The 24,851-nt window shown below is 74.0% G+C and carries 28 protein-coding genes; 12 read left to right on the top strand and 16 right to left on the bottom strand.

The window, feature by feature from the left end:
• The first annotated feature begins 34 nt into the window (after positions 1-34).
• A complete protein-coding gene (locus tag IE308_RS34565; RefSeq protein WP_190220916.1) occupies positions 35-529 on the top strand; it encodes a DoxX family protein in 495 nt (164 codons plus the stop codon).
• A gap of 4 nt (positions 530-533) precedes the next feature.
• Here the strand turns inward: IE308_RS34565 and IE308_RS34560 are convergent, their stop codons facing one another.
• On the bottom strand, positions 534-1,157 hold the full coding sequence (locus IE308_RS34560) for an RNA-binding S4 domain-containing protein (protein WP_373314671.1): 624 nt from the start codon (positions 1,155-1,157) through the stop codon (positions 534-536).
• A 121-nt stretch (positions 1,158-1,278) separates the two neighbouring features.
• Between IE308_RS34560 and IE308_RS34555 the strand changes: the two genes are divergently transcribed.
• Positions 1,279-2,013 carry a uracil-DNA glycosylase gene (locus tag IE308_RS34555; RefSeq protein WP_190220915.1) on the top strand — a complete coding sequence of 245 codons (735 nt, stop codon included), beginning with the start codon at positions 1,279-1,281 and terminating at the stop codon, positions 2,011-2,013.
• An 88-nt stretch (positions 2,014-2,101) separates the two neighbouring features.
• Here the strand turns inward: IE308_RS34555 and IE308_RS34550 are convergent, their stop codons facing one another.
• The 3 genes from IE308_RS34550 to IE308_RS34540 all read right to left on the bottom strand — a co-directional run bounded on the left by IE308_RS34550 (position 2,102) and on the right by IE308_RS34540 (position 3,864).
• Positions 2,102-2,584 (bottom strand): GNAT family N-acetyltransferase, encoded by a 483-nt coding sequence (locus IE308_RS34550; protein WP_110627421.1) that lies wholly within the window; start codon positions 2,582-2,584, stop codon positions 2,102-2,104.
• Positions 2,581-2,994, bottom strand: a complete 414-nt coding sequence (locus IE308_RS34545) for a RidA family protein (protein ID WP_190220914.1) — start codon at positions 2,992-2,994, stop codon at positions 2,581-2,583. Before IE308_RS34545 ends, IE308_RS34550 begins: the two co-directional genes overlap by 4 nt.
• Positions 2,995-3,186: 192 nt before the next feature.
• Positions 3,187-3,864 (bottom strand): hypothetical protein, encoded by a 678-nt coding sequence (locus IE308_RS34540; protein ID WP_229909346.1) that lies wholly within the window; start codon positions 3,862-3,864, stop codon positions 3,187-3,189.
• A gap of 237 nt (positions 3,865-4,101) precedes the next feature.
• On the opposite strand from IE308_RS34540, the gene IE308_RS34535 reads away from it, so the two are divergent.
• The gene (locus IE308_RS34535; RefSeq protein WP_190220913.1) at positions 4,102-6,000 is read left to right on the top strand and encodes an FUSC family protein; all 1,899 of its coding nucleotides are present in this window, start codon (positions 4,102-4,104) and stop codon (positions 5,998-6,000) included.
• A 59-nt stretch (positions 6,001-6,059) separates the two neighbouring features.
• On the opposite strand, the gene IE308_RS34530 is transcribed toward IE308_RS34535, so the two are convergent.
• The gene (locus IE308_RS34530) at positions 6,060-7,028 is read right to left on the bottom strand and encodes an endonuclease/exonuclease/phosphatase family protein (RefSeq protein ID WP_190220912.1); all 969 of its coding nucleotides are present in this window, start codon (positions 7,026-7,028) and stop codon (positions 6,060-6,062) included.
• A 165-nt stretch (positions 7,029-7,193) separates the two neighbouring features.
• Between IE308_RS34530 and IE308_RS34525 the strand changes: the two genes are divergently transcribed.
• From IE308_RS34525 to IE308_RS34515, 3 genes are all read left to right on the top strand, one after another.
• Positions 7,194-8,573 carry an amidohydrolase gene (locus tag IE308_RS34525; RefSeq protein WP_190220911.1) on the top strand — a complete coding sequence of 460 codons (1,380 nt, stop codon included), beginning with the start codon at positions 7,194-7,196 and terminating at the stop codon, positions 8,571-8,573.
• A gap of 97 nt (positions 8,574-8,670) precedes the next feature.
• Positions 8,671-9,360 carry a DUF899 domain-containing protein gene (locus tag IE308_RS34520; RefSeq protein ID WP_110627416.1) on the top strand — a complete coding sequence of 230 codons (690 nt, stop codon included), beginning with the start codon at positions 8,671-8,673 and terminating at the stop codon, positions 9,358-9,360.
• 157 nt (positions 9,361-9,517) lie between these two features.
• Positions 9,518-9,691, top strand: a complete 174-nt coding sequence (locus IE308_RS34515) for a DUF8839 family protein (protein ID WP_190220910.1) — start codon at positions 9,518-9,520, stop codon at positions 9,689-9,691.
• A 253-nt stretch (positions 9,692-9,944) separates the two neighbouring features.
• Here IE308_RS34515 and IE308_RS34510 read toward each other — a convergent pair whose 3' ends face one another.
• Positions 9,945-10,346, bottom strand: a complete 402-nt coding sequence (locus IE308_RS34510; RefSeq protein ID WP_190220909.1) for a hypothetical protein — start codon at positions 10,344-10,346, stop codon at positions 9,945-9,947.
• A gap of 32 nt (positions 10,347-10,378) precedes the next feature.
• Positions 10,379-11,143 (bottom strand): ATP-binding protein, encoded by a 765-nt coding sequence (locus tag IE308_RS34505; RefSeq protein WP_373314665.1) that lies wholly within the window; start codon positions 11,141-11,143, stop codon positions 10,379-10,381.
• Positions 11,144-11,383: 240 nt separating this feature from the next.
• Between IE308_RS34505 and IE308_RS34500 the strand changes: the two genes are divergently transcribed.
• Positions 11,384-12,244 (top strand): Sco1979 family transcriptional regulator, encoded by an 861-nt coding sequence (locus IE308_RS34500; RefSeq protein ID WP_190220907.1) that lies wholly within the window; start codon positions 11,384-11,386, stop codon positions 12,242-12,244.
• Positions 12,245-12,520: a DUF397 domain-containing protein gene (locus IE308_RS34495; protein ID WP_110627414.1), complete on the top strand. Its 276-nt coding sequence runs from the start codon at positions 12,245-12,247 to the stop codon at positions 12,518-12,520.
• A gap of 56 nt (positions 12,521-12,576) precedes the next feature.
• Here IE308_RS34495 and pdxR read toward each other — a convergent pair whose 3' ends face one another.
• Entirely contained in the window at positions 12,577-14,046 is a 1,470-nt protein-coding gene (gene pdxR, locus IE308_RS34490; protein ID WP_190220906.1) for a MocR-like pyridoxine biosynthesis transcription factor PdxR, read from the bottom strand.
• Positions 14,047-14,093: 47 nt separating this feature from the next.
• Between pdxR and IE308_RS34485 the strand changes: the two genes are divergently transcribed.
• Positions 14,094-14,645 (top strand): carboxymuconolactone decarboxylase family protein, encoded by a 552-nt coding sequence (locus IE308_RS34485; RefSeq protein ID WP_190220905.1) that lies wholly within the window; start codon positions 14,094-14,096, stop codon positions 14,643-14,645.
• A 33-nt stretch (positions 14,646-14,678) separates the two neighbouring features.
• Here IE308_RS34485 and IE308_RS34480 read toward each other — a convergent pair whose 3' ends face one another.
• The 3 genes from IE308_RS34480 to IE308_RS34470 all read right to left on the bottom strand — a co-directional run bounded on the left by IE308_RS34480 (position 14,679) and on the right by IE308_RS34470 (position 17,667).
• A complete protein-coding gene (locus tag IE308_RS34480) occupies positions 14,679-16,166 on the bottom strand; it encodes a glutamate synthase subunit beta (protein WP_190220904.1) in 1,488 nt (495 codons plus the stop codon).
• Positions 16,167-16,332: 166 nt separating this feature from the next.
• Positions 16,333-16,812 carry an anthrone oxygenase family protein gene (locus tag IE308_RS34475; protein ID WP_190220903.1) on the bottom strand — a complete coding sequence of 160 codons (480 nt, stop codon included), beginning with the start codon at positions 16,810-16,812 and terminating at the stop codon, positions 16,333-16,335.
• Positions 16,813-16,956: 144 nt separating this feature from the next.
• Positions 16,957-17,667 carry a DUF2293 domain-containing protein gene (locus tag IE308_RS34470; RefSeq protein ID WP_190220902.1) on the bottom strand — a complete coding sequence of 237 codons (711 nt, stop codon included), beginning with the start codon at positions 17,665-17,667 and terminating at the stop codon, positions 16,957-16,959.
• 233 nt (positions 17,668-17,900) lie between these two features.
• On the opposite strand from IE308_RS34470, the gene IE308_RS34465 reads away from it, so the two are divergent.
• Together IE308_RS34465 and IE308_RS34460 are read left to right on the top strand one after the other, a co-directional pair.
• A complete protein-coding gene (locus IE308_RS34465; RefSeq protein WP_190220901.1) occupies positions 17,901-18,542 on the top strand; it encodes a nucleoside/nucleotide kinase family protein in 642 nt (213 codons plus the stop codon).
• Between the two features lie 119 nt (positions 18,543-18,661).
• Positions 18,662-19,096, top strand: coding sequence for a CBS domain-containing protein (locus IE308_RS34460; RefSeq protein WP_110627407.1), 435 nt, complete (start codon positions 18,662-18,664; stop codon positions 19,094-19,096).
• Positions 19,097-19,124: 28 nt separating this feature from the next.
• Here the strand turns inward: IE308_RS34460 and IE308_RS34455 are convergent, their stop codons facing one another.
• A complete protein-coding gene (locus IE308_RS34455; RefSeq protein ID WP_190220900.1) occupies positions 19,125-20,246 on the bottom strand; it encodes a magnesium and cobalt transport protein CorA in 1,122 nt (373 codons plus the stop codon).
• 211 nt (positions 20,247-20,457) lie between these two features.
• Between IE308_RS34455 and IE308_RS34450 the strand changes: the two genes are divergently transcribed.
• Entirely contained in the window at positions 20,458-21,252 is a 795-nt protein-coding gene (locus IE308_RS34450) for a methyltransferase domain-containing protein (RefSeq protein ID WP_190220899.1), read from the top strand.
• 30 nt (positions 21,253-21,282) lie between these two features.
• Here the strand turns inward: IE308_RS34450 and IE308_RS34445 are convergent, their stop codons facing one another.
• From IE308_RS34445 to IE308_RS34430, 4 genes are all read right to left on the bottom strand, one after another.
• Entirely contained in the window at positions 21,283-22,209 is a 927-nt protein-coding gene (locus tag IE308_RS34445; protein ID WP_190220989.1) for a carbohydrate kinase family protein, read from the bottom strand.
• Positions 22,194-23,102 carry a pseudouridine-5'-phosphate glycosidase gene (locus IE308_RS34440; RefSeq protein ID WP_190220898.1) on the bottom strand — a complete coding sequence of 303 codons (909 nt, stop codon included), beginning with the start codon at positions 23,100-23,102 and terminating at the stop codon, positions 22,194-22,196. The genes IE308_RS34445 and IE308_RS34440 overlap by 16 nt, the downstream gene beginning before the upstream one ends.
• 144 nt (positions 23,103-23,246) lie before the next feature.
• Positions 23,247-23,801, bottom strand: a complete 555-nt coding sequence (locus tag IE308_RS34435) for a methylated-DNA--[protein]-cysteine S-methyltransferase (RefSeq protein WP_190220897.1) — start codon at positions 23,799-23,801, stop codon at positions 23,247-23,249.
• A 73-nt stretch (positions 23,802-23,874) separates the two neighbouring features.
• Positions 23,875-24,750 (bottom strand): glycerophosphodiester phosphodiesterase, encoded by an 876-nt coding sequence (locus IE308_RS34430; protein WP_190220896.1) that lies wholly within the window; start codon positions 24,748-24,750, stop codon positions 23,875-23,877.
• Positions 24,751-24,851: the final 101 nt, after the last annotated feature.

The raw sequence follows: 24,851 nt of genomic DNA, 5'->3' as shown, positions 1-24,851 counted from the left end.
CACCAGCATGGACCGCTTCCCGCAGGAGACCCCCATGTCCGAGACCACCGCTCCCGTCACCGCCTCTCCCGCCGCCACGGCTCCGGTCACGAGCGCTTCCGCCGCCTCGTCCCGTACGGCCGTCGCCGAGGCCGCCCCCACGCGGGGGCGCCGCGCCCGGGCCGCGCTGCGCGCAGTGCAGGTGCTGCTCGCTCTGTTCTTCGGGCTCGCGAGCGCTCTGCCGAAGCTGATCGCGCACCCGACCGCGGCGGAGGCCTTCGACAAGATCGGCTGGGGCAGCGCGGGCATGTACACCATCGGCGCACTGGAACTGGCCGGGGCGGTGGCGCTGCTCGTCCCGGTGCTCCAGTCCCTGGCGGCGACGGCCCTCAGCGGGCTGATGGTGGGCGCGTTCGTCGTCCAGCTCAGCGTCTTCGACGGGGAGAACGCGGCGACGCCGCTGATCCTGATGGTCCCGCTCGTCCTCATCGCCTGGGCCCGCCGGGGGCACAACGCGGAGCTGGTGGCGTGGCTGCGGCGGCAGGGGTGACCGGTCAGCGCCCTCCGGCCCGTCCCCGGCCACCGCTCGCCGGCCCCGGCCCCGGCCCAGCGCCGGGGCCGCCCGGCCAGCCGGGTGCGCCCAGGCCGCGCAGCCGTTCCAGCTCGCGGCGGTCGCGCTTGGTGGGGCGGCCCGCGCCGCGGTCGCGGATGCCGGCCGGGGCGACGGCCTCGCGCGGCGGGGGCGGCGGGCTGTTGTCGATGTAGCACTGGGCGGCCACGGGAGCGCCCACCCGCTTGCGGATCAGCCGCTTCACGACGACGACCCGCTCGCGGCCCTCGTTCCGCAGCCGTACCTCGTCGCCGATCCGGACCGAGTGCGCTGGCTTCACCCGCTCGCCGTTCACACGGACATGACCGCCCTTGCAGGCGGCGGAGCCGAGGGAGCGGGTCTTGACCAGGCGTACGGACCAGATCCAGCTGTCGATACGGACCGACTCGCCGTTCGCCGGAGCCGCGGCCTCGGCGGCGGCCACCGCGGCGGCGATCTTCGCGTCGTCGGGCTGACCGGCGTCCGTTCCAATGGTGCGAGTGCCCGTGCCGGCGTCGGTGCTGGTGGCAGTGCCCGTACCGGTGGTGGCGTCCCGGGCGGTGGAGGCGGCCGTGCCGGGCAGGTCCATGCCGGTGCGCTCGGGCTCGGGCGTGTCGTCCGTCGGGGGGTGGTCCGTACCTTCAGCAACCATGTCCCCGACCTTAGCTCCCCGCGCGGCACGCATCCGAGCGGTTTCCTACGGTGGAGACATGAGTGCCGCCCGTCCTTCCCCCGCAGGTCTTCCCGAGCTCGACCGGCGGGTCGCCGGATGCCGGGCCTGTCCCCGGCTCGTCGACTGGCGGGAGGAGGTGGCGCGCACGAAGCGGGCCGCGTTCGCCGACTGGACGTACTGGGGGCGGCCGGTGCCCGGGTTCGGGCCGGCGGACGCCCGGCTGCTGATCGTCGGCCTCGCCCCGGCGGCGCACGGCGGCAACCGGACCGGCCGGATGTTCACCGGAGACCGTTCCGGCGACGTGCTCTACCAGGCGCTGTACGACGTGGGGCTCGCCTCCCAGCCGACGTCGGTGAGCGCGGGTGACGGGCTGGAGCTGTACGGGGTCCGGGTCACGGCCCCGGTGCACTGCGCACCCCCGGCCAACCGGCCCACGCCCGAGGAGCGGGACACCTGCCGGCCGTGGCTCGTGCAGGAGCTGCGGCTGCTGCGGCCGACGCTGCGGGCGGTGGTGGTGCTCGGGGCGTTCGGCTGGCAGGCCGCGTTGCCCGCGTTCGCCGAGGCGGGCTGGGCGGTGCCCCGGCCCCGTCCGGCCTTCGCGCACGGCGCCCGGGCGGTGCTGGAGGGCCACGACGGCCTGGAGCTGTTCGGCTGCTTCCATGTGAGTCAGCGCAACACCTTCACCGGCCGGCTCACCCCCGACATGCTCCGGGACGTGCTGCGCACGGCGGCGCAAGCCGCGGGGCTGCCCCATCGCGAGGAGGGGCGGTGACAGGAGGGGCGGTGACAGTCACGGCGCTCACCGGAGGGCCCCGCTCCCGCGTCCCCGTCGTCCCGCCACCCCGCGCGATGGCGTGGCCTCACGGCGTCCAGACGTACCGCACGTCCGGTTCCCGTTCCTCGTTCCCGCTGCCGTCGGTGGACTCGACGGCGACGAAGCCGTGCCGCTCGTAGAACCGGTGGGCGGGTGTGTTCACCTGGAACGTCCACAACTCCAGGCCGCCGGGCCGGCGTTCCTTGGCGAGGGTGACGAAGCGGTCCCCGATGCCACGCCCCCGCCAGTCGGGGTCGAGGTACAGCTGGGAGAGCAGGGCGCCGTCGCCGAGCACCATCAGACCCACGATCCGCCGCCCGCCGCCGTCGGCTGCCTCGGCCACCCACGTCTCCCGGTGCGGCACGACCACGTCCCGCAGGTAGGCCCGCACCTCGTCGTCGGACCGGGGCCGGACGACCGTGGGCAGCGCGGCGGTGAACGACCGCAGATAGACATCGGCGAGGGCACCGGCGTCCGCGGGTACGGCCCGGCGCAGCGTGACGCCCGACGGCGCCTGTCCCGAACTCACCGGCTGTCACCCTCCGGTACGACGGCCGTGGCCGTGATCTCCACGAGCTGCCCGGGGTAGCCGAGGCAGGCCACCCCGAGCAGCGTCGAAGAGTGCGGCCCGGCGCTCAGCCCGGACGCCTCGACGACGTCCCACACGGCGGAGAGCACCGCGGTGTCGGCACTCACGACGTGCACGTCGGTCACCACGACGTGCTCCAAGTCGCTGCCGACGGCGCGCAGTTGCTCCCGCAGGTTGCGCAGCACCTGCTCGGCCTGCCGTACGGGGTCGCCGTCGCCGACCAGCTTCCCGTCGGCGTCGAGGGGCACCGAACCGGCGAGGAAGGCCAGCTTCGTGCCGGCCTCGACGACCGAGGCGTGCGAGTAGACGGGGGGTGGGAAGAGGCCGGGGACGGTGACGCGCCGGATCATGCGGGCGGCTCCTTGCGAGCGACGGATCGAGGGACGGCGGATCGATGGACGACTCATCGACTCATCGACTCAATGGCTCATCGACGGATCGATGGATCGGCGGCACAGCGTGCGCCGACCCCCGATCGTCCGTGAGAACCCGGCTCGCCCGCACCCGGTTTTCCGGGCCGCCGGGCCGAACGGCCCCCGGTCTCACGCGGGGTCCGACACCTGGCGCGCGCACTCCTCCGCGAGATCGGGGTACGTCTGCCGGATGGCCTCGTACACGCGCCGCCGCAGCAGCGCCTCGGCGCCCGCGCGGCCGGTGCCGCCGTCGAGCCCGTCCAGCAGCTCGTCGTAGCGAGTCAGCTGGTGGCGCAGGTAGGCCACCTTCCATCGGTCCAGCGTGCGGCGATCCAGGTCCTCGACGCCGGCCGGCTCCGCCGTCCGGTCCGGCCGCTCGTGCCTCTCCTCCTCCAGCGTCCGTTTCCGGTGCTCGACGGCCAGTGCCGTCAGCCGGTCGGGTGTCAGCCGGGGCACCTCGATCGGCTCGGCGACGATCCGGATCAGGACCTCGCGCCGCCTGCGGTAGGCCGCTGCCTTGGCCGTGACCGACCGGCGCGCCGCGGCCGCCGAAACGGCCCGGAACTCCTCACCGCGCTCCACCGCCTCCACCCGCTCCAGGCGGTACAGCCGGGTCCGCGGGGCCGCCGGGGAGACCGGGTTGGGGCGCAGCAGATCCGGTTCGCCGAGCAGCCGCCGCACCATGCCGGGCGTCCAGCCCCGGGCCCGCAGCCCGGCGACCGACACATGCCCCCGCGCCGTCTCGTCGCCCGCAGTAGTGCCGTACTCCGTCACAATGACCTCCCCCGTGATTACGCTGAGTGACACCTCCTTGATACAGCGCCCCACTGACAATCACCCCGGACGGCCCGACGCTGCCGGGCGCCCCGCCCCGCGCAGTGGCCTTGTGTTCATAAAGAACGCGCCCTCCCGCCCGACTGTCACACGCCTGAAATACGACCGTCCCTTCGCCTCCGTGTTCGTGATCTACGGTGGAACACACACCCCACCGCCCGGCCACCGTCGCCCGAAGGCACACCCCGCCCTCGTCCGGACAGGAGCCCCGTGTCGCGCCGCCCCCTTCTCGACCTTCCGCCCTGGCTCGCTCACGCGTTGCGCGCGCAGCGCGGGCCCGTGCCCTGGAGTGCGGTGGTGCGCGGTGCTCTGGCCGCCGGGCCGTTGCTGCTCGCCGCGCTGGTCCTCGGGCGGGTGTCGCTCGGTGTCGTCGCCGCCATCGCCGCCATGCTGGCCGGGATCAACGACCGGCCCGGCAGCCGGCGGGCGTCCGTCAAGCGGATCGGCGTGCCGGCGCTGGCCGGGGCCGTGGGCCTGTGCGCGGGGACGTATGCCGGGCAGTACGCCGGTCCCGTCCCGCTCACCCTCCTCCTCACCGCGCTCGGGCTGCTCGCGGGCGGGGTCAGCGCCGTCGGGCCCGTCGCCTCCGCGGCCGGTACGCAGGTGCTGGTCGCCGCCGCCATCGGGGCCGGGATGCCGTTGCCGGAGAGCGGCTGGCAGCGCGGGCTGGCCTTCCTCGCCGGTGCCGGCTGGCTGCTGGCGCTGCGGCTCGCGCTGCCGACGCCCGGGTCGGTCGGCGGCGACTTCCGGTTCGACGGCGAACGGGCGGCCGTCGCCCGCGTGTACGACGCGATCGCCGACCTGCTCGACGCCGCCGGCTCCGCGCACGCCGAGGACCGCCGCGCCGCCCTCACCGCCGCGCTCGATCAGGCGCAGGACGCCCTCACCGGGCCCCGGCTGCGCCGCTACGCCTCCTCCGCGGCCGAACGGCGCCTGCACGCCCAGTACGCCGCCGCCCTGCCGCTCGCCGAGGCGGCCACCGCCCTCGCCTGGGCCGGGGAGGCCGTCTCGCCGAGGGCGGCGGCCGGGCCCCGTCGGCTCGCCGCCGCCGTACGCGCGCAGTCGCCCACCGGGCCGCTGCCCGCGCCGGACCGTTCCGCCCCCGCGCTGCGCGCCCTCGACGACGCCCTGCTGCACGCCGCCGAGACCTTCGACCGTGGGGACGGCCGGCGGGACCTGCACACCCGGCGGCGTACCGCCCGGCAGCTGCTCGCGGCCGTCCTCGGTCGGGGCGGGCGCGAGTACGGGCTGCGGGTCGCCCTCTGCTTCGGCGCCGGAGTCGCCGCGGCTCAGGCGCTCCACCATGCCCGCTGGTACGGCCACCACAGCCACTGGTACTGGCTGCCCGCCACCGTCGTCTTCCTCGTCAAGCCCGACCTCGGGCCGCTCGCCTCCCGGGTGCTGTGCCGGGCCGCCGGGACCGTGCTGGGCGCACTCGTGTTCGCCGGGTTCGCCGCCGTACTGCCGCGGCCCGAGGGCCTCGTCGTCCTCGTCGCGGTGTGCGGGGCGCTGGTGCCGGTCGCCACGCGGCACTTCGCCGCGCAGACCGCCGTCGTCACCGTCCTCGTCCTCGCCCTGGTCATGGTGGGCGGCGAACCGCAGGCGTCCGCCGGACGCATCGGCGAGACCCTGCTGGCGTGCGCGATCGTGCTCGTCGTCGGGCATCTGCCGCTGCCCGGGCAGCGGGGCGGGGGAGTGCGCCAGCGGCTCACGGAGGCGGCGTCCGCCGCGTACGCCTACCTCACGCATGTACTCGGCGAGGCGGAGGCCGGGGCCGAGGCCGAGACCCAGGGCGGGGACCGTGCCCCGCGCTGGACCCTGCGCCGTGAGGCCTACCGGGCCCTCGCCGAGGCCCGTACGGCGATCGCGCTCTCCGCCGCCGAACTGCCCGCTCTCGCCCGGCACACGGCGGGCACCGACGAGGTCGCCACCCTGCTCGAACGCCTCGTCGACACGACGACCGCGTGCGCCGTCCACCTCGACGACACCGGACGGCTCACTCCCCGGCACACGCGGCACCTCGGCGAACTCCTCGACCAGTTGGAGGAGGCGCGGGAGCTGCTCGGGCCGACCGTCCCGGCCGCGCCCCGCCTGCCCGTCGCCGCATAGGGCCACGCCGGACCTTCGGATACCCCCACCCGGCAGACCGGAGCGGCCGCTGACGCCGCTCAGCCCCCCACCCGCACCCACACGGGCGCGTGGTCCGAGCCCGGCGCGCCTCTGCGCTCCGCCGGATCGGGGCCCACCGACGGCAGGACGGACGGGCCGGAGCCCGGCAGTCCCGTGCCCGCCCCGGTCAGCCGGTGGACCAGCCGGTGGCTGACCAGCACGTGGTCGATCAGCTCGCGGCGGCCGGAGTCGATCCGCGAGAACCGCTGTGCGGCGGGGATCAGCGGGGCGGTGTCCCACAGGCGCGCCGCGTCACCCCGGTCCGGCGTAGGGAAGCCGGGCGTGCCGATCTCCGAGCCGGGCGGGCCGAGCAGGATCTGCGTGGTGGCGGCCTGCACCTCGTCGTTCAGGTCGCCGAGCACCGCCACGTCCCGTTGCCGCCCGTCCCCGGCGAGCAGCTCGTCGGCGAGGGCCCGCAGCGCCGCGGCCTCGGCGGCCCGCCGGAACAGGGCGTAGGCGCCGTACCGCGCACGCTCGCCCTCGTCGTGCGGGAAGAACCGGGCGCCGCCGCCGGGGCCGTCCGGGTAGGACAGCAGCTTCGACTTCAGGTGCGCCACCGCCACCCGCAGCGGACCGGCCGCCGTCGCCGTCTCCACCGCGAGGAAACCGCGGCCCGCGCCGTCCTCGGTGAGCCCCGCGTCGTCCGCCTGCACCGGCCGCAGCAGGGCCGGGTACGCGCGCGTGTCGGCCAGCACCCGCAGCGGTGTACGGCTGAGGACGCCGACGCGGATGCCGCGGCTGTCCGCGTGCGCCGACAGCGTGACGTGCCAGCTCCCGTCGACCAGGCCCACCAGGTCGTCCAGCGCCTCGGGATCGCCGACCTCCTGCACGCCGAGGACCGCCGGGTCGAGTTCGGTGACCACCGCGGCGAGCCGGGCGAGTTTCGTGCCGTACGCCGCCTCGTCCTTCGGGCCGAACGGCCCGCCCGGCCGGTACAGGTTCTCGAGGTTCCAGGTGCCGAGGATCATGCCGGGCTCCTTCCAGAAGCCGAACGTCCCTGTGGACCCCGGAACCGGATGCGGGGACGCGTGTGGTGCGCTCAGGGTGCCCCCGCCTCGGGCCGTACGACAGAGACGTGACCGGATCCGCGGTTCGGCTCACCCGGAGCGACGACACCGCCGTACGTTGGGCCGATGACGACCTCTCCGCGGCCGGATGCAGGGACGACCGCCGACGCCGATCTTCTCGTCACCGGGTGCACCGTCCTCGTCCACGACGAGGAGGAACGGGTCGGCTTCCGCGAGGACGCCGCCGTGGTCGTCCGCGACGGGACGATCGAGGCCGTCGTGGCGGCCTCCAAGGCGGCCGGGATCACCGCCGCCGAGCGCATCGACGGCCGCGGCCAGGTCGCCCTGCCCGGACTGGTCAACTGCCACACTCACGCCCCGATGGTGGCCCTGCGCGGCATCGCCGAGGACCTGCCCACCGAGGAGTGGTTCAACGACGTCGTCTGGCCCGTCGAGTCCAACCTCACCCCGCGCGACATCGCCCTGGGCGCCCGGCTGGCCTGCGCGGAGATGATCCGCGGCGGCGTCACCTGCTTCGCCGACCACTACTTCGCCATGGACGCGGTCGCCGAGGCCGTGGCGGAGAGCGGGCTGCGCGCCCAGCTGGGCCAGGCCTACTTCTCCTCGCAGGGGCCGGGCGGCCGGGCGGAGTCCCTGGCGTTCGCGCTGCGGCACCGAGGCGGCGCGCGGGGCCGTATCACCACCGCCCTCGCTCCGCACGCCCCGTACACGGTGAACGACGCCGACCTCGCCGCCACCGCCGACCTCGCCCGCGCCCACGGCCTGCCCGTGCATCTGCACGCCGCCGAGAACCGCGCCCAGACCGAGGCGAGCCTGGAGCGGTACGGCCGCACCCCGATCGAGGTCCTCGACCGTGCCGGGCTGCTCGACACCGACCTGCTCATCGCCCACGGCACCGGCATCCTCGACCGCGACTTGCCGCTGCTGGAGCGCGCGTCCGGCCGGATCGCCGTGGCCACCGCGCCGCGCGGCTACCTCAAGTTCGCCTGGCCCACCACCACGCCCGTGCGCGCCCTGAACGCCATCGGGGTGCCGGTCGGGCTCGCCACGGACGGCGCCGCCTCCAACAACTCCCTCGACATGTGGGAGGCGATGGCCCTCACCGCGCTCGTCCAGAAGGCCGACCAGGGCGACCCCCGCTGGCTGACCTCCCGTCAGGCGCTGCACCACGCTACCGTGCAGAGCGCCCTCGCCGTCGGCCTCGGCGACAGCATCGGCCGTATCGCGCCCGGGCGGCGGGCCGACCTCGTCCTGGTCGACCTGACCGGGCCGCACACCCAGCCCGTCCACGACCTCGCCGCGACCCTCGTGCACAGCGCCCGCGCGTCGGACGTGCGGACGACGATCGTCGACGGCCGCGTCCTCATGCGCGACCGCGAGCTGCTCACCGTCGACGTGCCCGCCGTCGTACGGGAGTTGGCGGAGCGGCTGCCCGCCCTCGTCGACCGGGGGCACGGCCGCCGCATCCAGCGGTACGACACCTGAGGCGCGGAAGAGGCGGAAAAAATTTCCGCGCGGCAGCGATGAGTTCCGCTCCGCACTCCGGTCCACCCCCCGACGGACCGTTGCACAGGAGGGGCCGATGTCGCTTCCGGAGATCGTCTCGCGCGAACAGTGGCGCGCGGCGCGCGAGGCACTGCTGGAGAAGGAAAAGGCGGTGACACGCGCGCGTGACGCGCTCAACGCGGAGCGGCGCAGACTGCCCATGGTGGAGATCGAGGAGGAGTACGTCTTCGAGGGCGGCGACGGCAAGGCCACCCTGCTCGACCTGTTCGAGGGGCGGGACCAGCTGGTCGTCTACCACTTCATGTTCGCCCCCGAAGGGGACGCCGGCTGCCCCAGCTGTTCGGCCTTCCTCGACCAGATCGGACATCTCGCCCATCTCCACGCGCGCGGTACGTCGTTCGCCGCCGTCTCCCGGGCGCCGTACCCGAAGATCCTGCCGTTCAAGGCGCGGATGGGCTGGACGCTGCCCTGGTACTCCTCCTGCGGCAGCGACTTCAACCGGGACTTCGGCGTGACGCTGGAGCGTGAGGGAGCGCTGGTCGAACGGCCGGGACTGAGCTGCTTCCTGCGGGAGGGCGACCGGGTCTTCCACACCTACTCCACCTACGAGCGCGGCCTCGACGGACTCGGTTCGACCACCAGCCTGCTCGACCTCACCGCGCTGGGCCGGCAGGAGGAGTGGGAGGAACCCAAGGGGCGCTCGTCGGCTCTCGGGGCACCTGCGGGCAGTGAGCGGATCCGGTATCACGACGAGTACGACTTCTGACACGCCACGTGATCGTGATCTGCGTACGGTGATCGCCTCCTCACCTTGCGCAGTGAACGCGTGTCAACAATGTCTCAGTACCGTCACCGAGCGAGCCGTACGGCCTCCGGAGGGCGTTAACTCCTACCAGTACGACGCTTTCTGGAGGTGCAGGGTGGTGAACGGGCGAACAGTGCTCGAACGCTTTCCCGCAGGCGGGCCGCGTGGGTCGTGGCCGGCGGAGGAGTTCGCGCAGGCGCGGCGCCTGGAAGGGCTGCCCGCCGAGGTTGTCATGGACCTCGCGACGGACACGTTCCTGGTGATCGTCCGCGGCGGCGACGCCACGGAGTGATCGGGTCGCCCCTCGGCCATGAGGGGCGACAGTTCCTCCGCTGAGAGGGGCGACAGCGCCCAGGGCCTAGGCCGTGTCTTTCGGATCACCCCGGGGCCGCGGGGCTTGGCACGCACATCTGCCGCGTTGTCGTCGGTCGCCGACGCGCCGCGTCGACTCCCTCCTCCGCCTTGCAGCTGCACGCACCAAGCCCCGCTCACCGGCACCACGAAGGCACCGCGCCCCGGAGTCGGGCTGATCCGAAAGACACGGCCTAGGCGCTCACCGGCCGGGACCAGGTCGGGGCCGTCCCCGTCAGCCGGCACAGGGCCAGATAGAGCGGGATCGGGGGCGTGTACGGCACCGTGTCCTCCGGCCGGTGGATGAGACCGGGGACGTCCGGGGCGTCCGGGACCACGGCACCGATGGCATAGCGCGCGGGGGCGGGCCAGTCCAGCGCGTAGTCCGAGTCGGACGGGACGATCCACCACCAGTGCGCGGCGTCCGCGTACACACATCCCACGCGCGGCAGCCGGGGCAGCACCTGCTGTCCGAGCAGGGACGGCACCGCCACGGCATCGCAGCCCAGCGGGGCGGTCATGCCCTCGGGCACGGTGAGCCGGCGAGGGGAGTGCGCCGGATGCAGCCCGCGCCCGAGGCGTACGAGAGTGTTCATGCTGATCACCTGAGGGCGGCCGGGTTCGGCGCTCACGCCCGCTCGCCCCCTGCCGTGTGCCGCTGGTCCGTGTGGTGCCGGTTCGCCTGTTCCGCGGTGCCGGAGCTGCCGTCCTCGCCGGACTGTCCGGGCTGTCCGGACGGGCCGGATTGCCCGGACGTGCCGGAGTTCCCGTCGCCGTCCGAGCCGTCGCTGTCGTCGGTGCCGTCGTCCGCCGGGCCCGGCTTGGGGCGGGCGCCCCATCCCAGGTCGTTGCGCGGCTCCGCCGGCACGCCGGGTGTGTCGGCCTGGCGCGGCAGCTCCGCCCAGACGAGCAGCCCGGGCCCGTTCTCGTGCGCGCCCCAGGCGTGACAGAGGGCGTCGACGAGAAGCAGTCCCCTCCCGTGCTCCTCCTCGCCCCGCTGTCCCGCCGCGGTCGGCTGACCCGGCGCGCACCCCTCGTCACGCACGGCTATGCGCACCAGGTCGTCGTGGTCGTGCAGCTCGCACACCACCCTGCTGCTCGCGGTGTGCACGATCGCGTTGGTGACCAGCTCGGATATGACCAGAGCCGCCGTGTCGCAGGTGTCCTCGCACACCTCCCAGCCGGTCAGCCGGGCCCGCGTCAGGCGTCTGGCCTGCGCGGGAGAACCCGGATGGGCGGCCAGCTCGAAACGGAACCGGCGCCGGGTGGCGGCCCCGAAGGGCTCCGCTTCCGTGGGGGCACCGAGACCGAGGCGGTCTGCGGCGGCGTCTGTTCCTAAGGGCGCGGACGGAATCACGCTTGCCACTATCTCCCCGCCGTGAACACTTGGCAAGCGTCACTCTGAAAATTGCAGAGTGCTGTATGACGTAGTGAACGAGCGTGGCACACTGCTCGCACCAGCGTGTCGAGCGGCGCCAGTTGAGCCGTCGAGGATCCCCCAGGTCTTCGAACGAGTCTTCGAATGGCGCCGCTGGGCTGTCAGGATTCCCTTGTACGTCGCCCTGTTGCCCGGACGATGACCGGACAGGAGCAGGAAACCGCCCGGACCCCGGGCCCTTGGTGGAGGTGGAGCGTGAGCGAGCCGCGGTCCGCGCCGACGGTCGGCCAGGTCGTCCTCGGCCGGCGCCTGCTGGACCTGCGGGAACGTGCCGGGCTCAAGCGCGAGGAGGCGGCGAGGATCCTGCGCGTCGCCCCCGCCACCGTCCGCCGCATGGAGATGGCCGAGGTCGGGCTCAAGATCCCGTACCTCCAGCTGCTGCTGAAGGCCTACGGCGTCTCCGACGAGGAGGCCGAAGCCTTCGTGCAGCTCGCCGAGGAGGCCAACCGGCCGGGCTGGTGGCAGCGCTTCCACGACATCCTGCCCGGCTGGTTCTCCATGCACGTCAGCCTGGAGGGCGCGGCCGCCCTGATCCGCCAGTACGAGCCGCACTTCGTGCCCGGCCTGCTCCAGACCGAGGACTACGCGCGTGCCGTTCTGCGGTCCGGCGCCGTCGGCCAGACCAGCCCCGACGACATCGAGCGGCATGTCGCGCTGCGCATGCAGCGCCAGGAACTGCTCACCCGTCAGGACGCGCCACGCCTCTGGGTCGTCATGGACGAGACCGCGCTGCGCCGCCCGGCGGGCGGCCCCGAGGTGATGCGGGCCCAGATCGACAAGCTGCTCGACGCCATCGAACTGCCCCATGTCACCCTGCAGGTCGCCGAGTTCTCCGCGGGCCCGCACCCCGGGACGTACGGGCCGTTCGTCCTCTTCCGGTTCGCCATGCCGGAACTGCCGGACATGGTCTACAGCGAGTACCTGACCGGCGCCGTCTACCTCGACGCGCGCTCCGAGGTGGCGGCCCACCTGGAGGTCATGGACCGCATGGCGGCTCAGGCCGCCACGGCACACCGCACGAAGGAGATCCTGAAGGATCTCCGCAAGGAGTTGTGAATGGATCGCATCACGCCCCAGCCCAAGCCGAGGATCCGCGCCGAGCGGATCTACAACGGCATGCCTGCCCGGGAGCTGGGCAGCGAAGGCTGGCACAAGCCGTGGAGCGGCGGGAACGGAGGCAACTGCCTGGAGGCGATGAAGCTCGCCGACGGCCGGATCGCCGTCCGCCAGTCCACCGACCCCGACGGGCCGGCGCTGATCTACACCTCCGACGAGATGACCGCGTTCATCGAGGGTGCCAAGGCCGGGGAGGCCGACTTCCTGCTGTCCTGAGTCCACGCCCCTGCGTCGTGTTCAAGAACCTTGCCATGATGCTCAGTTGACCGATCTCACCTAAGGGGGCCGCCGGGAGGCTCCGGAGCGGGCGCGAATGCCGGGGCGTCCGGGGGCAGTACCCCGCACAGGGCGTCGACCGCCGCCGCGTACGCGTGCTCCGAGGGTGTCGCGTAGCCGACGACCAGCCCGTCCCGGGCCGGCATGACGGTGTCCGGGTGCCGGAACGCCGCCAGTCCGTCCAGGGCGACGCCCTGCCAGGCGGCCGCCTTGACCGCGGACCGCTCGGTGCCGGGCGGCAGCCGCAGCACCGCGTGGAGTCCGGCCGCAATGCCGGTGACCTCGATGTGCGGGGCGTGCGCGGCGAGCGCCGCGACCAGCCGGTCCCGGCGGGCGCGGTACCGCTGCCGCATACGCCGCACATGACGGTCGTACGCCCCGCACGACAGGAAGTCGGCCAGCGCCAGCTGGTCGAGGACGCTCGCCCAGGCCTCCCGCTCGCCCTTGGCCTCGACCACCGCGTCGGCGTACCGCCGCGGCAGCACCATCCAGCCCAGCCGCAGCGCGGGCGACAGGCTCTTGCTGACCGAGCCGATGTGGATCACGTGCTCCGGGTCGAGGCCCTGGAGCGCGCCGACGGGCTTGCGGTCGTAACGGAACTCGCCGTCGTAGTCGTCCTCCAGCACCACACCGCCACGCGCGCGTGCCCAGTCGATCACGGCGGTCCGCCGCGCGGCCTGGAGCGGGCCGCCGGTCGGGAACTGGTGCGCCGGCGTGAGCAGGACGGCCCGTTCACGCCCGAGGACATCCACGCGCGCCCCGTGCTCGTCCAGCGGCAGCGGCACCGTACGCACCCCGGCCGCGGCCAGCAGCCCGCGGTGGAAACCCAGGCCGTACGCCTCCACGGCCAGCGGCCCCCGCAGCACACCGCCCGCGCCCTGCCCGAACAGCAGCCGCAGCGCGTGCGCGAAACCGGAGCAGATCACGATCCGGTCCGGCTCCGCCCGCACCCCACGCGCGCGTGCCAGGTACTCGGCGAGCGCCTCCCGCAGCTCCCGCCGCCCGGCCGGATCCCCGGGCCCGAACACCTCGTTCGGCGCCCCCTGCAGCGCCCTCCGGTAGGAGGCGAGCCAGGCCGCCCGGGGGAACGCCGACGCGTCCGGGGTGCCCTGCCGCAGATCGTGCCGCGGTCCACGCGCGCGTGGAGGTGCCTTTACGGGCACCCGCTCGGCGTGTCGCGGCGGCGCCCCGCGCTCCGCCACGCGCGTGCCCGAGCCCTGACGCGCGGTCAGCCAGCCCTCCGCCACCAGCTCCGCGTACGCGTCGGCGACCGTGTTGCGGGCCACCCCGAGGTCCGCCGCGAGCGAGCGGTACGGCGGCAGGCGGGTGCCGGGAGCGAGCCGCCCGCCGCGTACGGCCTCCCGCAGCGCCCGGGTCAGCGCGGCCCGCCGCCCGCCCTGCCCGGACAGCTCCAGATGCAGGTCGGCGCCGATCGCCTCCGCCGAATTGACCCACGAATCCGCCATGGAATTGCACCCTACAGGCGGTCTTTCCGGCCCGTAGGTTGAAGGACATGACGACGCAGACCACGCAGACGACGCACGCGACGACCACGACCGGCACCTCGGCCGCCGCCTCCCCCTCTTCCTCCTCCGCGATCGCGGCCGCCGAGGCCGCGCGGACCCGACTGGACTTCGCCAAGTCCGCCCGGCCGGCCTTCCGCGCCCTGATCGGCTTCGACGCGGCCGCCCGCGAGGGCCTCGACCCCGCGCTCGTCGAGCTGATCCAGATCCGTGCCTCGCTCCTCAACCACTGCGCCTACTGCCTGCACATGCACACCAACGACGCCCGCAAGGCCGGCGAGAGCGAGGACCGGCTGCACCTGGTCGCCGCGTGGCGCGAGGCCCGGCATTTCTTCACCGCCAAGGAGCAGGCGGCCCTCGCCCTCACCGAGGCGGTGACCCTGGTCTCCGACGGCGGCGTCCCCGACTCCGTCTACGCCGAGGCCGCCGCCCACTTCGACGACCACGAACTGGCCCAGGTCCTCGCCCTCGTCTGCGCCATCAACACGTGGAACCGGGTGGCCCTGGCGACGGGGAAGGTGGCGGGGACCGACGAGAGGTGACCCGGAGGCGGCACGGTCCGCCGGGGGAGGGCGCTACACGGTCATCGGGCGGTCGTACGGCGAGATCGGCGCCGGCAGGCGTGAACGGCCCGTCAGATACCGGTCGACGGCCGCCGCCACCGCCCGTCCCTCCGCGATGGCCCACACGATCAGCGACTGCCCCCGGGCCGCGTCACCCGCGGCGAACACACCGGGCACGTTCGTGGCGAAGCCGGCGTCCCGGGCGAGCGTGCCGCGGGGTTCGAGCTCCAGGCCCAGCTGGTCGACGAGCCCGTCCGAGCGGTCCGGCCCCGAGAAGCCGAGGGCGATCAGCACGAGGTCGGCGGGGAGCGTCCGCTCGGTGCCCGGCACCGGCCGGCGCCCCGCGTCCACCTCCACCAGGTGCAGCCGGCGCACACGGCCCTCCGCGTCGCCGCCGAAGCGGAGCGTCGACGCCGCGAACAGGCGCGCGTCGGCGTCCGCGGCAGGCGCCGTCCCCAGGTCGCGCGCCTCCTCGTGCGCCGCCGACAGCCGGTAGAGCTTCGGGTACGTCGGCCAGGGCTCGGCGTCCTCGTCGCGCTCGGTGCCCGGCTGGGCGTAGATGTCCAGCTGGGTCACGGAGGCGGCGCCCTCGCGCACCGCGGTGCCCAGACAGTCGGCGCCGGTGTCACCGCCGCCCACGATGACGACGTGCTTCCCGGCGGCGGACAGCGGCGAGACCTCCAGGTCTCCCTCGCACACCCGGTTGGCCTGCGGCAGGTACTCCATGGCCTGGTGGACGCCTGCCAGCTCGCGGCCCGGCACGGGCAGTTCGCGCCAGGCGGTGGCCCCGGTGGCGACCACCACGGCGTCGTAGCGCGACCGCAGCTCCGCCGCGCCGATGTCCCGCCCGACCGCCGTCGAGGGACGGAACTTGGTGCCCTCGGCGCGCATCTGCTCCAGCCGCCGCTCCAGATGGTGCTTCTCCATCTTGAACGCGGGGATGCCGTACCGCATCAGCCCGCCCAGCCGGTCGTCCCTCTCGTACACGGCGACCGTGTGGCCGGCCCGGGTCAGCTGCTGGGCCGCCGCCAGCCCGGTGGGGCCGGAGCCGATCACCGCGACCGTCCGCCCGGACAGCCGCTCCGGCGGCCGGGGGGAGGTGAAACCTTCCTCCCAAGCCCGGTCGGCGATCGCGCACTCCACGTTCTTGATCGTCACGGCCGGCTGGTTGATCGCGAGCACACAGCCCGCCTCGCACGGCGCGGGGCACAGCCGCCCGGTGAACTCCGGGAAGTTGTTCGTCGCGTGCAGCCGGTCGCTCGCCGCCCGCCAGTCCTCCCGCGAGACCAGGTCGTTCCACTCGGGGATCAGATTGCCCAGCGGGCAGGCGTGGTGGCAGAAGGGGATGCCGCAGTCCATGCACCGGTCGGCCTGCTTGCTGACGATGGGCAGCAGCGCGCCGGGGACGTACACCTCGTGCCAGTCCCGGACCCGTTCCTCGACGGGCCGGCGCGGCCATTCCTGGCGGGGCGTCGTCATGAATCCCTTGGGATCGGCCATGGCCGTCTTCCTTGCGTCGCGAACGACAGGCCGTGCGTCATCGGGGGGGGGGGTGCGTATCCCGGGGAGTGCGTCATCGGTGGGCAGTGCGTCATCGGCGGGCAGTGCGTCATCGGGCGGCACACTCTTCCGGCCACGATACGTCCGGTCGTCCGGGCGTGCCGCCTCAGACGAGGGCGAGCAGGTAGGCGAGGGCCGCCGCGGCCGAGGCGAGCGCGCGGACGTGGTTCCACCGCGTCCACTCCCGGAGGTACAACGGCCATGACCGCACGGCCTCCGGGCTGCCCGCCTCCAGCCTCAGCAGGGCGTCGTTGCGCGGCACGTTCGCCACGACCGTCACGCCGAACGCCCCCGCCAGGTACAGCCCGCTGCCCACCAGCAGCTCGACCGTCCCCTCGTCCGGCCACATCACGAAGGTGACCACGGCGATCACCACGCACGCCAGCGCCGCCCCGCCGAACACCACCATGAACGCCGGCCGCATCGCCGTCCGGTTGATCGCGTTCATCGCGGCGACGCCCTGCGCCGGCGGCAGCGCCGCCAGGCCGCGCATCACCAGCACCGAGAAGGCACAGAAGACACCGGCCATCAGCCCCGTCGCCAGCACCCCCAGCACGGCCAGCACCAGGTACGGTCCCTCGATCATCTCAGCGTCCACTCCCACCCCTCACGACCACGGCTGCCGCCGTGGACCCCGATCCCTCATCCCCCAGTGAAACCGGCCCGGAACCTGGCGACCATGGGGGAGGGGCGCGGGGGCATGTGGGAGCGTCCAGGCGGGGCCCTCCCCTTACGCGCCCGGACCGGCGCCCCGCCACCCCCACTCCCGCAGCACCGCCGCCACGCCCGGCGCGATCCGTCGCCGTGCCTCGTGCCGCGCTGTCCCGTTCATCAGCAACGCGTCGTAGGGCGTCTCCAGATGCCGTACGGAGGCCACCACCGCCGAGACCACCGCCCGCTCGGACAGGGCCCGCCCCTCCGCGCTGCGGCCCACCCGGCCGCTGCCCCGCACCGAGGCGTGCGCGGCGATCGCGCGGGCCCGGTCGGCCGGACAGTGCGGGAACAGCCGGAGGATCTCCGTCGCGAACGCCTCCGCGAACCGCACGTCCTCCGCCGCCCGGCGCCTTGCGTCCCGGGCCCGGCGCCGTCGCCGGGCCTCCGCGTCGGCCAGGCACCGCTGCTCGGCCCGCGCCAGCCCCGCCTCCTCGACGAGGACGCCCTGCCGCTCGTACCGCCCCTTGCGCCGGTTGAACCGCACGACCACAGCCGACAGCCCGCTCTCCTCCCGTGACCTGCGGGTGAGCGCGGTGTCGCCGCGCGGCAGGAACACCAGATGCCCGAGGTCGACGCAGTCCAGGCAGTGCGGCACCCCTTCCTCCAGCAGCAGGAACCGCAGCGGACCGCGCCGGCAGGCGGCGCAGTGCTTGCGCCGGAGCGGCTGCACGACGACAAGTCGGGTACGGGGCACGGGCGTAGCGGCGGGACCAGCGGTGACGGCCATATCCGCTTCATGCCCGCCACGCGGAGGGCTCCACCGGTTGGGTACCTGGCCGGGGCACCGCGATCAGGGTGCTCAGGGCGATCAGCGATCAGGCGATCAGGCGCCGGAGTATCGGGCGCCGAGGTGGCGGGGCTGCCGGGCCGCGGGGCTCCGGGGTTGCGGGACGGCGAGGCGGGGGCCCGGCCTCGGGCCAGGCCCCCGCGCCCGGGCACTACTGGCGCATGATGGGCCCTGTGCGACTCGAAGCGATCACCTGGGAGCGGCTTGCCGACCGTCTCGCCGAGCGGCTGCTCGACCTGAAGCCCGCCGACGGCGGCCCCTGGCCCCGCGTCGCCCTCGACGGCGCCACGGCCGCCCGCCCCCAGGACCTCGCCGAGCTGCTCGCCGAGGCCCTGCGGATACGCGGCCGTCCCTCCCGCGTCGTCGGCACGCACGGCTTCCTGCGCCCCGCCTCGCTCCGCCTGGAGTACGGGCGCGAGGACGTGGAGGCCTACTACAACGGCTGGTTCGACACCAACGCGCTGTGGCGTGAGGTGTTCGGCCCGCTCGAACCCGGCGGCGACGGACGCATCCTGCCCGACCTGCGCGACCCCGTCACCGACCGGGCCACCCGCAGTCCCTACGTCCACCTCCCGCCCGGCGGCGTCCTGTTGCTCCACGGCCCCCTCCTGCTGCGGCACTGGTTCCCCTTCGATCTCTCCGTGCACGTCCTCCTCTCCCCGGCGGCCCTGCGACGCCGTACCCCCGAGACCGACCACTGGACGCTCCCCGCCTACGCCCGCTACGAGCAGGAGACCGACCCCGCCGGCACGGCCGACGTCCTGGTCCGCGCCGACGATCCCCGGCACCCGGCCTGGAGCGGCTTCCGGGGCTGAGCTGGGTCGTGTCCCGGGCGCGAGGTGCGGGCGGGACACGGCGCGGTGAGAATTGAGGGCGCCGGGACAGCGGTGCGTCCCCGCGCCGCGCCGGCCGCCCGGCTCAGGGAGGTACGTCCATGACCACCGCCGGAGACATCATGCACCGGGGCGCCCAGTGGATCCCCGCGCACGAGACCCTGGACCGCGCCGCCCAGCTGATGCGCGAGCTGGGCGTCGGGGCCCTGCCCATCAGCGACGCGAACGAGCGGCTCTGCGGCATCCTCACCGACCGGGACATCGTCGTCGGCTGTGTCGCGCTGGGCCACGACCCGTCCCGGGTCACCGCCGGCGACCTCGCCCAGGGCACCCCGCGCTGGATCGACGCGAGCGCCGACATCAGCGAGGTGCTGCGGGAGATGCAGGACCACCAGATCCGCCGGCTGCCCGTCATCGAGGACAAGCGCCTGGTCGGCATGATCAGCGAGGCCGATCTCGCCCGGCACCTGACGGAGGAACAGGTCGGCTCCTGGGCCGAGCACGTCTACGCGAGTACCGGGCGCTCCGCCCACTGAGGCCCGGGGTGGCCCCCGGGGCGCCCGCTCAGAGCCAGCCGTTGCGCCGGAACCCGCGGTACAGGACCACGCACGCCGCGGCTATCACGCCGATCACCAGGCCGTAGCCGAACCTCCAGTGCAGCTCCGGCATGTGATCGAAGTTCATGCCGTACACGCCGCACACCATCGTCGGCACGGCGATCACCGCGGCCCACGCCGTGATCTTCCGCATGTCCTCGTTCTGCGCCACCGTGACCTGCGCCAGATGCGCCTGCAGGATGGAGTTGAGCAGTTCGTCGAAGGCGGCTATCTGCTCCGTGGCCCGCAGCAGATGGTCGGAGACGTCACGGAAGTAGGCCTGTATCTCGGGTTCGACCGCCCGCGTCGGCCGGTCCGCGAGATCGAGCAGCGGCCGGCCGAGCGGGACCACGGCCCGCTTCAGCTCCAGCAGTTCCCGCTTGAGCTGGTAGATCCGCCCCGGGTCGGCCCGGGCGCCGGTCTCCGCGAAGACATCCGTCTCCACCTGCTCGATGTCCGCCTGCACGGCGTCGATGACATTGAGGTACTCGTCGACGACATGGTCCGCGATCGCGTGCAGCACCGCCGAGGGCCCCTTGCCCAGCTGCCCCGGATCCGACTCCAGCTCCTCGCGCAGCGGACCCAGCGAACCGTGCCGGCCGTGCCGCACGGTGACGACGAAGTCCTGGCCGACGAAGACCATGATCTCGCCGGTGTTCACCACCTCGCTCGTCGCCGTCAGCTCCTCGTGCTCGACATAGCAGACCGTCTTGAACACCGCGAACAGCGTCTCGCCGTACCGCTCGACCTTCGGGCGCTGGTGGGCCTCGACGGCGTCCTCCACCGCCAGCGGATGCAGGTCGAACAGCTCGGCGATGCCCGCGAACTCCTCGTTCGTCGGCTCGTGCAGTCCCAGCCAGACGAAGCCGTCCCCGCTCTTGCGGACCCGCCGCACCGACTCGACCAGATCCTCGCCGCCGGGGGTGCGTACGCCCTCCCGGTAGGTCACGCAGTTCACCACGGAGGAGCCCAGCGGGGAGCGCGCGGGGTGGCTGAGGTCGACACGGGGGCGCTGCCGGGCCAGCCGCGCCACTCTGCGCAGACCGCCGACCCGGCCCGTGACCTTCCGCAGATTCCCTGCCATCGACATACGGATCTCCTCGTGTGGATCTCCTCGCGCCGCACCGCTGTTGCCGCGCTCTGGTCGCGCCAGTGTGCCAGGACGGCCGAAGGCGCGGGCGGGCCTGTGGAAAGGGCGGATTCCGCTTTGTTCCCGCCTGTGGACGGACTCGCCGAGCCCCCGCGCGGACACCGGAGCGTCGCCCCCTCAGGATGATCCGGGCAACTGGGAGTATCGGAACATGACGCGAACCGACGGGTATCTCCTCGACAACCGCCAGAGCGAGGCGGCGGAGCGCTTCAACGCCTTCGCCGACCTCTTCGACCCCACGACCTTCCGGCACCTGGCGGCTCTGGGCATCGGACCGGGCTGGCGCTGCTGGGAGGTCGGCGCCGGCGGCACCTCGGTGGTGTCCTGGCTGGCCAAGAAGGTCGGGCCCACGGGCAAGGTCCTCGCCACCGACATCGACACCAGCCGGCTCGCCGCCGCGGCCCGCCCGCCCGTCGAGGTGCGCGTCCACGACGTGGGCGCCCAGGAGCCGCCCGCGGAGGGCTTCGACCTGGTCCACGCCCGGCTGGTGCTCGTCCATGTGCCGGACCGGGAGCGGGCCTTGGCCTCCATGGTCAGGGCGCTGCGCCCCGGCGGACGGCTGCTGGTGGAGGACGCCGATCCCGCCCTGCAGCCGCTCGTGTGCCCCGACGAGTCCGGTCCGGAGCAGCAGCTGGCCAACCGGCTGCGGCACGGCTTCCGCACCCTGCTCGCCCAGCGCGGCGCCGACCTCTCCTACGGCCGCCGGCTGCCGCGTCTGCTGCGCGAGGCCGGGCTGCGCCGGGTGGAGGCCGACGCCTACTTCCCGCTGGCGTCGCCCGCCTGCGTCGCCCTGGAGTCCGCGACGATCCGTCAGGTCCGTGCCCGGCTGGTCACCGCGGGCCTCGCCACGGACGAGGAGATCGACCGCCACCTGTCCAACATCGCCTCCGGCAGCATGGACCTGGCGACCGCCCCGATGATCTCGGCGTGGGGACGGAAGGGGTAGCGAGCGCCGGACGTCCCTGTGTCCTCCTCCTCACTCCTTCAGCGCCGGTCGGCCCCCCACCCGTTCGACGGCCTCCGCCCCCGCCCGGCAGCCCTCCGCCGCCGCGGCCTCAGGGGCGGCGCCGGCGAGGAGCGCCGCGAGGAACGCGCCGGTGAAGGCGTCCCCGGCGCCGGTGGTGTCGCGGGGCTTCGCCGGCACGGCCGGGACCCGGGCCGTGACGGCGCCGCCGCGCGCGACCAGCGCCCCCCGCGGGCCCAGCTTGGTGACGACCAGCGGGATACGGCGGCTGAGCGCCGCGGCCGCGTCGGCGGCATCCGGCAACCCGGTGAGCAGGCACGCCTCGTCGCGGCTCGGCAGCAGGACCTCCACCCCGTCGACGAGCGCGAGGAACCGTGCGGCCCCCAGGTCCGTCAGGAAGCCGGCCGACGCCGGATCGAGGCTCACCGGCACGCCCCGCGCGCGTGCCGCCGCGAGGGCCGCCGCCAGCAGCGCCCGGCTCGACTCGGAGAACAGCAGATAGCCCGACAGGTGCAGCCGGTCCACCCCGTCCAGCAGCCCGTCCGACCAGTCACCGGTCGTCAGCCGCAGCGAGGCGCCGCTGTCGGTGAGGAACGTCCGCTCGGCCGCTGACCCCGCGTCGACCAGACAGATCACGGTGCCCGTCGGTGCCTCCGGGTCGACGACGAGCCGCGGCCGTACACCGCAGGCCCGCAGCTCCCGCTCGTGCCAGGCCGCCGCGTCCGCGCCGACCCGGCCGAGCAGCCGTACGTCCCCGCACCCGTTGTGGGCGGCCCAGCAGGCCACGTTGGCGCCCGCGCCACCGGGCAGGGTGCGGATCGCCGCGGCCGTGTCCGTCCCCGCGGCGAGCGGCCCCCGGTGCAGGGCCACGACGTCGGTGACCACGTCACCGACGACCAGCAGCGCGCCGTGCGACCCGGCCGTCACGCCCCCGCCCAGGCCGCCGCGATCCGCCCGGCCAGCCGCACGTTCCCCCGCACCGCGGCCAGGTTGGCGCTCAGCGAGGCCCCGTCGGTGTGCCGCACCAGATGGTCGAGCAGGAACGGCGTGACGGCCTGCCCCCTCACGCCCTGCTCCTCGCAGGCCCGCAGCGCGTCCGCGAGCACGCGTGCGTGCACCTCGGGATCCAGCTGCTCCGCCTCGGGCACCGGATTGGCGACGATCAGCGCCGACTCGGCCCCGCCGAGCGCGTCCTGGGCCCGCATGACCTCCGCCACCTGCTCGGGCGTGTCGAGCCGCCAGTCCACGGGGTGCCCCGAGTCGGACAGATAGAAGCCGGGGAAGCGGTCCGTGCCGTACCCGGCCACCGCCACCCCCAGCGTCTCCAGCCGCTGCAGCGTCGCCGGAACGTCCAGGATCGACTTCACGCCCGCGCACACCACCGTGACCCGGGTGCGCGCCAGCAGCCCGAGGTCGGCCGACTCGTCCTGCGTCACCGTCCACTGCCGGTGCACCCCGCCGAGGCCGCCCGTCGCGAAGACCCGCACCCCGGCCAGCGCCGCGAGCTGCGCGGTCGCCGACACCGTCGTCGCCCCGCTCGCCCCGGACGCCACCGCGAGCGGCAGATCGCGGTGGCCCAGTTTGCGGATCCCCTCCTCGTTGGCGACCCGCTCCAGCTGCTCCTTGTCCAGGCCGATGTGCGGCCGCCCGTCCAGCACGGAGATCGTGGCCGGTACGGCGCCCTCGCCCCGTACCGCGGCCTCCAGCTCCTGCGCCACCTGGAGGTTGCGCGGGCGTGGCAGCCCGTGCGCGATGATCGTGGACTCCAGCGCCACCACGGGGCGACCCGCCTCGATCGCCTCGCGCACCTCTTGGGACACCTTCAGCACCACGAGCCTGCCTCCTGTCTGTCGGTCCTCCCTGATCTCTGGCGGGCGGCATGGCCGGTCAAACCCTCACGGCCCCGCGGGCCCGCACCGGCCCGGAGGCATCACGGACATGTCGATGCGTCTCGCCCACGTCGTCCCGAGCGGCCGTCAGAACAGCGGTTCCGGCAGGACCCCCTCCAGGGCGAGCAGCTTCCTCTTGGTCTCCAGGCCGCCGCCGAACCCGCCGATGCCGCCGTCGCTCTCCACGACGCGATGGCAGGGCACCACCACCGGCAGCGGATTGGCGCCCATCGCCAGCCCCACCGCCTGCGCAGCGCCCGGCTGGCCGACCCGCCGCGCCAGATCGCCGTACCCCACGACCGTGCCGAACGGCACACCGGCGGCCAGCTCGCGCAGCACCTGGCGGTTGAAGCCCGAGATCAGCGACCAGTCCAGCGGCAGCTCGAAGGAGTGCCGCTCACCGGCGAAGTACGCCTCCACCTGGCGTATCGCCTCGGCCAGCAGGGGGGAGTCCGGCGCCTCCACGGGCTCGGTGCCCAGGCGCTCCGCGAGCCGGCGCAGCGCGCGCTCGCGCACCACGTCCGTCGCGTGGAACACGACATTGACCAGGCCGTCGCCGGTGGCGGCCAGCAGCAGCGGACCGATGCCGGTGCCGACGACCGCCCACACGACCCGCTGTTCGTACTGCCCCTCGCTGCTCATGCGACCCACCGTACGGCCCGCCACTGACGACGCCCCGTGGAGCGGGCCGTACGCCGCTCCACGGGACGGCCGGTCAGTCGCCGGAGACCGCGTCCCGGACCACGTCCGGCTTGTTGGTGATGATGCCGTCGACGCCGTAGCCGGCCACCCGCTGCGCGGTCGCCGCGTCGTTGACGGTCCAGGTGAAGACCTCCAGAGCTTTCCCGTGCACCCCGCTGAAGGCGTGCACCGCGGCCACGTAGCCCGCGGAGATCGACCCGTAGGACGGGTTGATCTGATCGGCGAAGGCGGCGTACGCGGGCAGGTCGGCGACGGCCGGCGTCCCGAGGAAGCCCGTCTTCACCGCGGGCTTCAGGTCGTGCACCGTGCGGAGGGTGTCCGTGCTGAAGCTCTGCACGATCAGCCGGCTCTTCACATGCAGCTGGTCGAGCCAGCCCTGGTTGGCGAGCACCTTGAGGGTCTGCTGCTCGATGCCCGGATACAGCTCCGGGTTCTTGATCTCCAGCAGCAGCTTCTGGCGGTTGTGCTCCACCCGCCGCAGATACTGCGTCAGCGTCGGCACGCGCGCGCCCGCATAGGCGGGTCCGAACCAGCTCCCGGCGTCCAGCCGGGCGATCTCGGCGGCGGTGAAGTCCTTCACCTTCCAGGGGGCACGGTCGGGGAAGACCTCCTCGGCGTCGGTGGTGCGCTTGAGGTTGTCGTCGTGGATCACCACGAGTTCGCCGTCCTTGGTGCGCTGGACGTCGTTCTCCACCCAGCGGATGCCGAGTTCGGCCGCCTTGTCGATGGCGGCCAGGGTGTTCTCGGGAGCGTAGGCGGAGGCGCCCCGGTGGGCGATGACCGTCGGCGGCCCGCCGAGGTCGTCGGCCCAGGCGCCGGGCGCGGCGACCAGGAGGCAGGTGGTGGCCAGGAGCGCGGTGGTCGTGGCGGCAACTGCGCGCGCGTGCATGCGTACTCCTCGCGTCGAGCGATCACGGACAGCTCAACTGTGACAGCAGAGAGTCAACGACGGAGGGGCGCAGGATGGCCACAGGTTGAATGGAGTTGCTC

Origin of the sequence: Streptomyces griseosporeus (assembly GCF_014656055.1) — a bacterium.
Taxonomy (GTDB): domain Bacteria; phylum Actinomycetota; class Actinomycetes; order Streptomycetales; family Streptomycetaceae; genus Streptomyces; species Streptomyces griseosporeus.
Note: the sequence above shows the minus strand (reverse complement) of the source record. Positions and strands in the feature narration are given on the sequence as shown.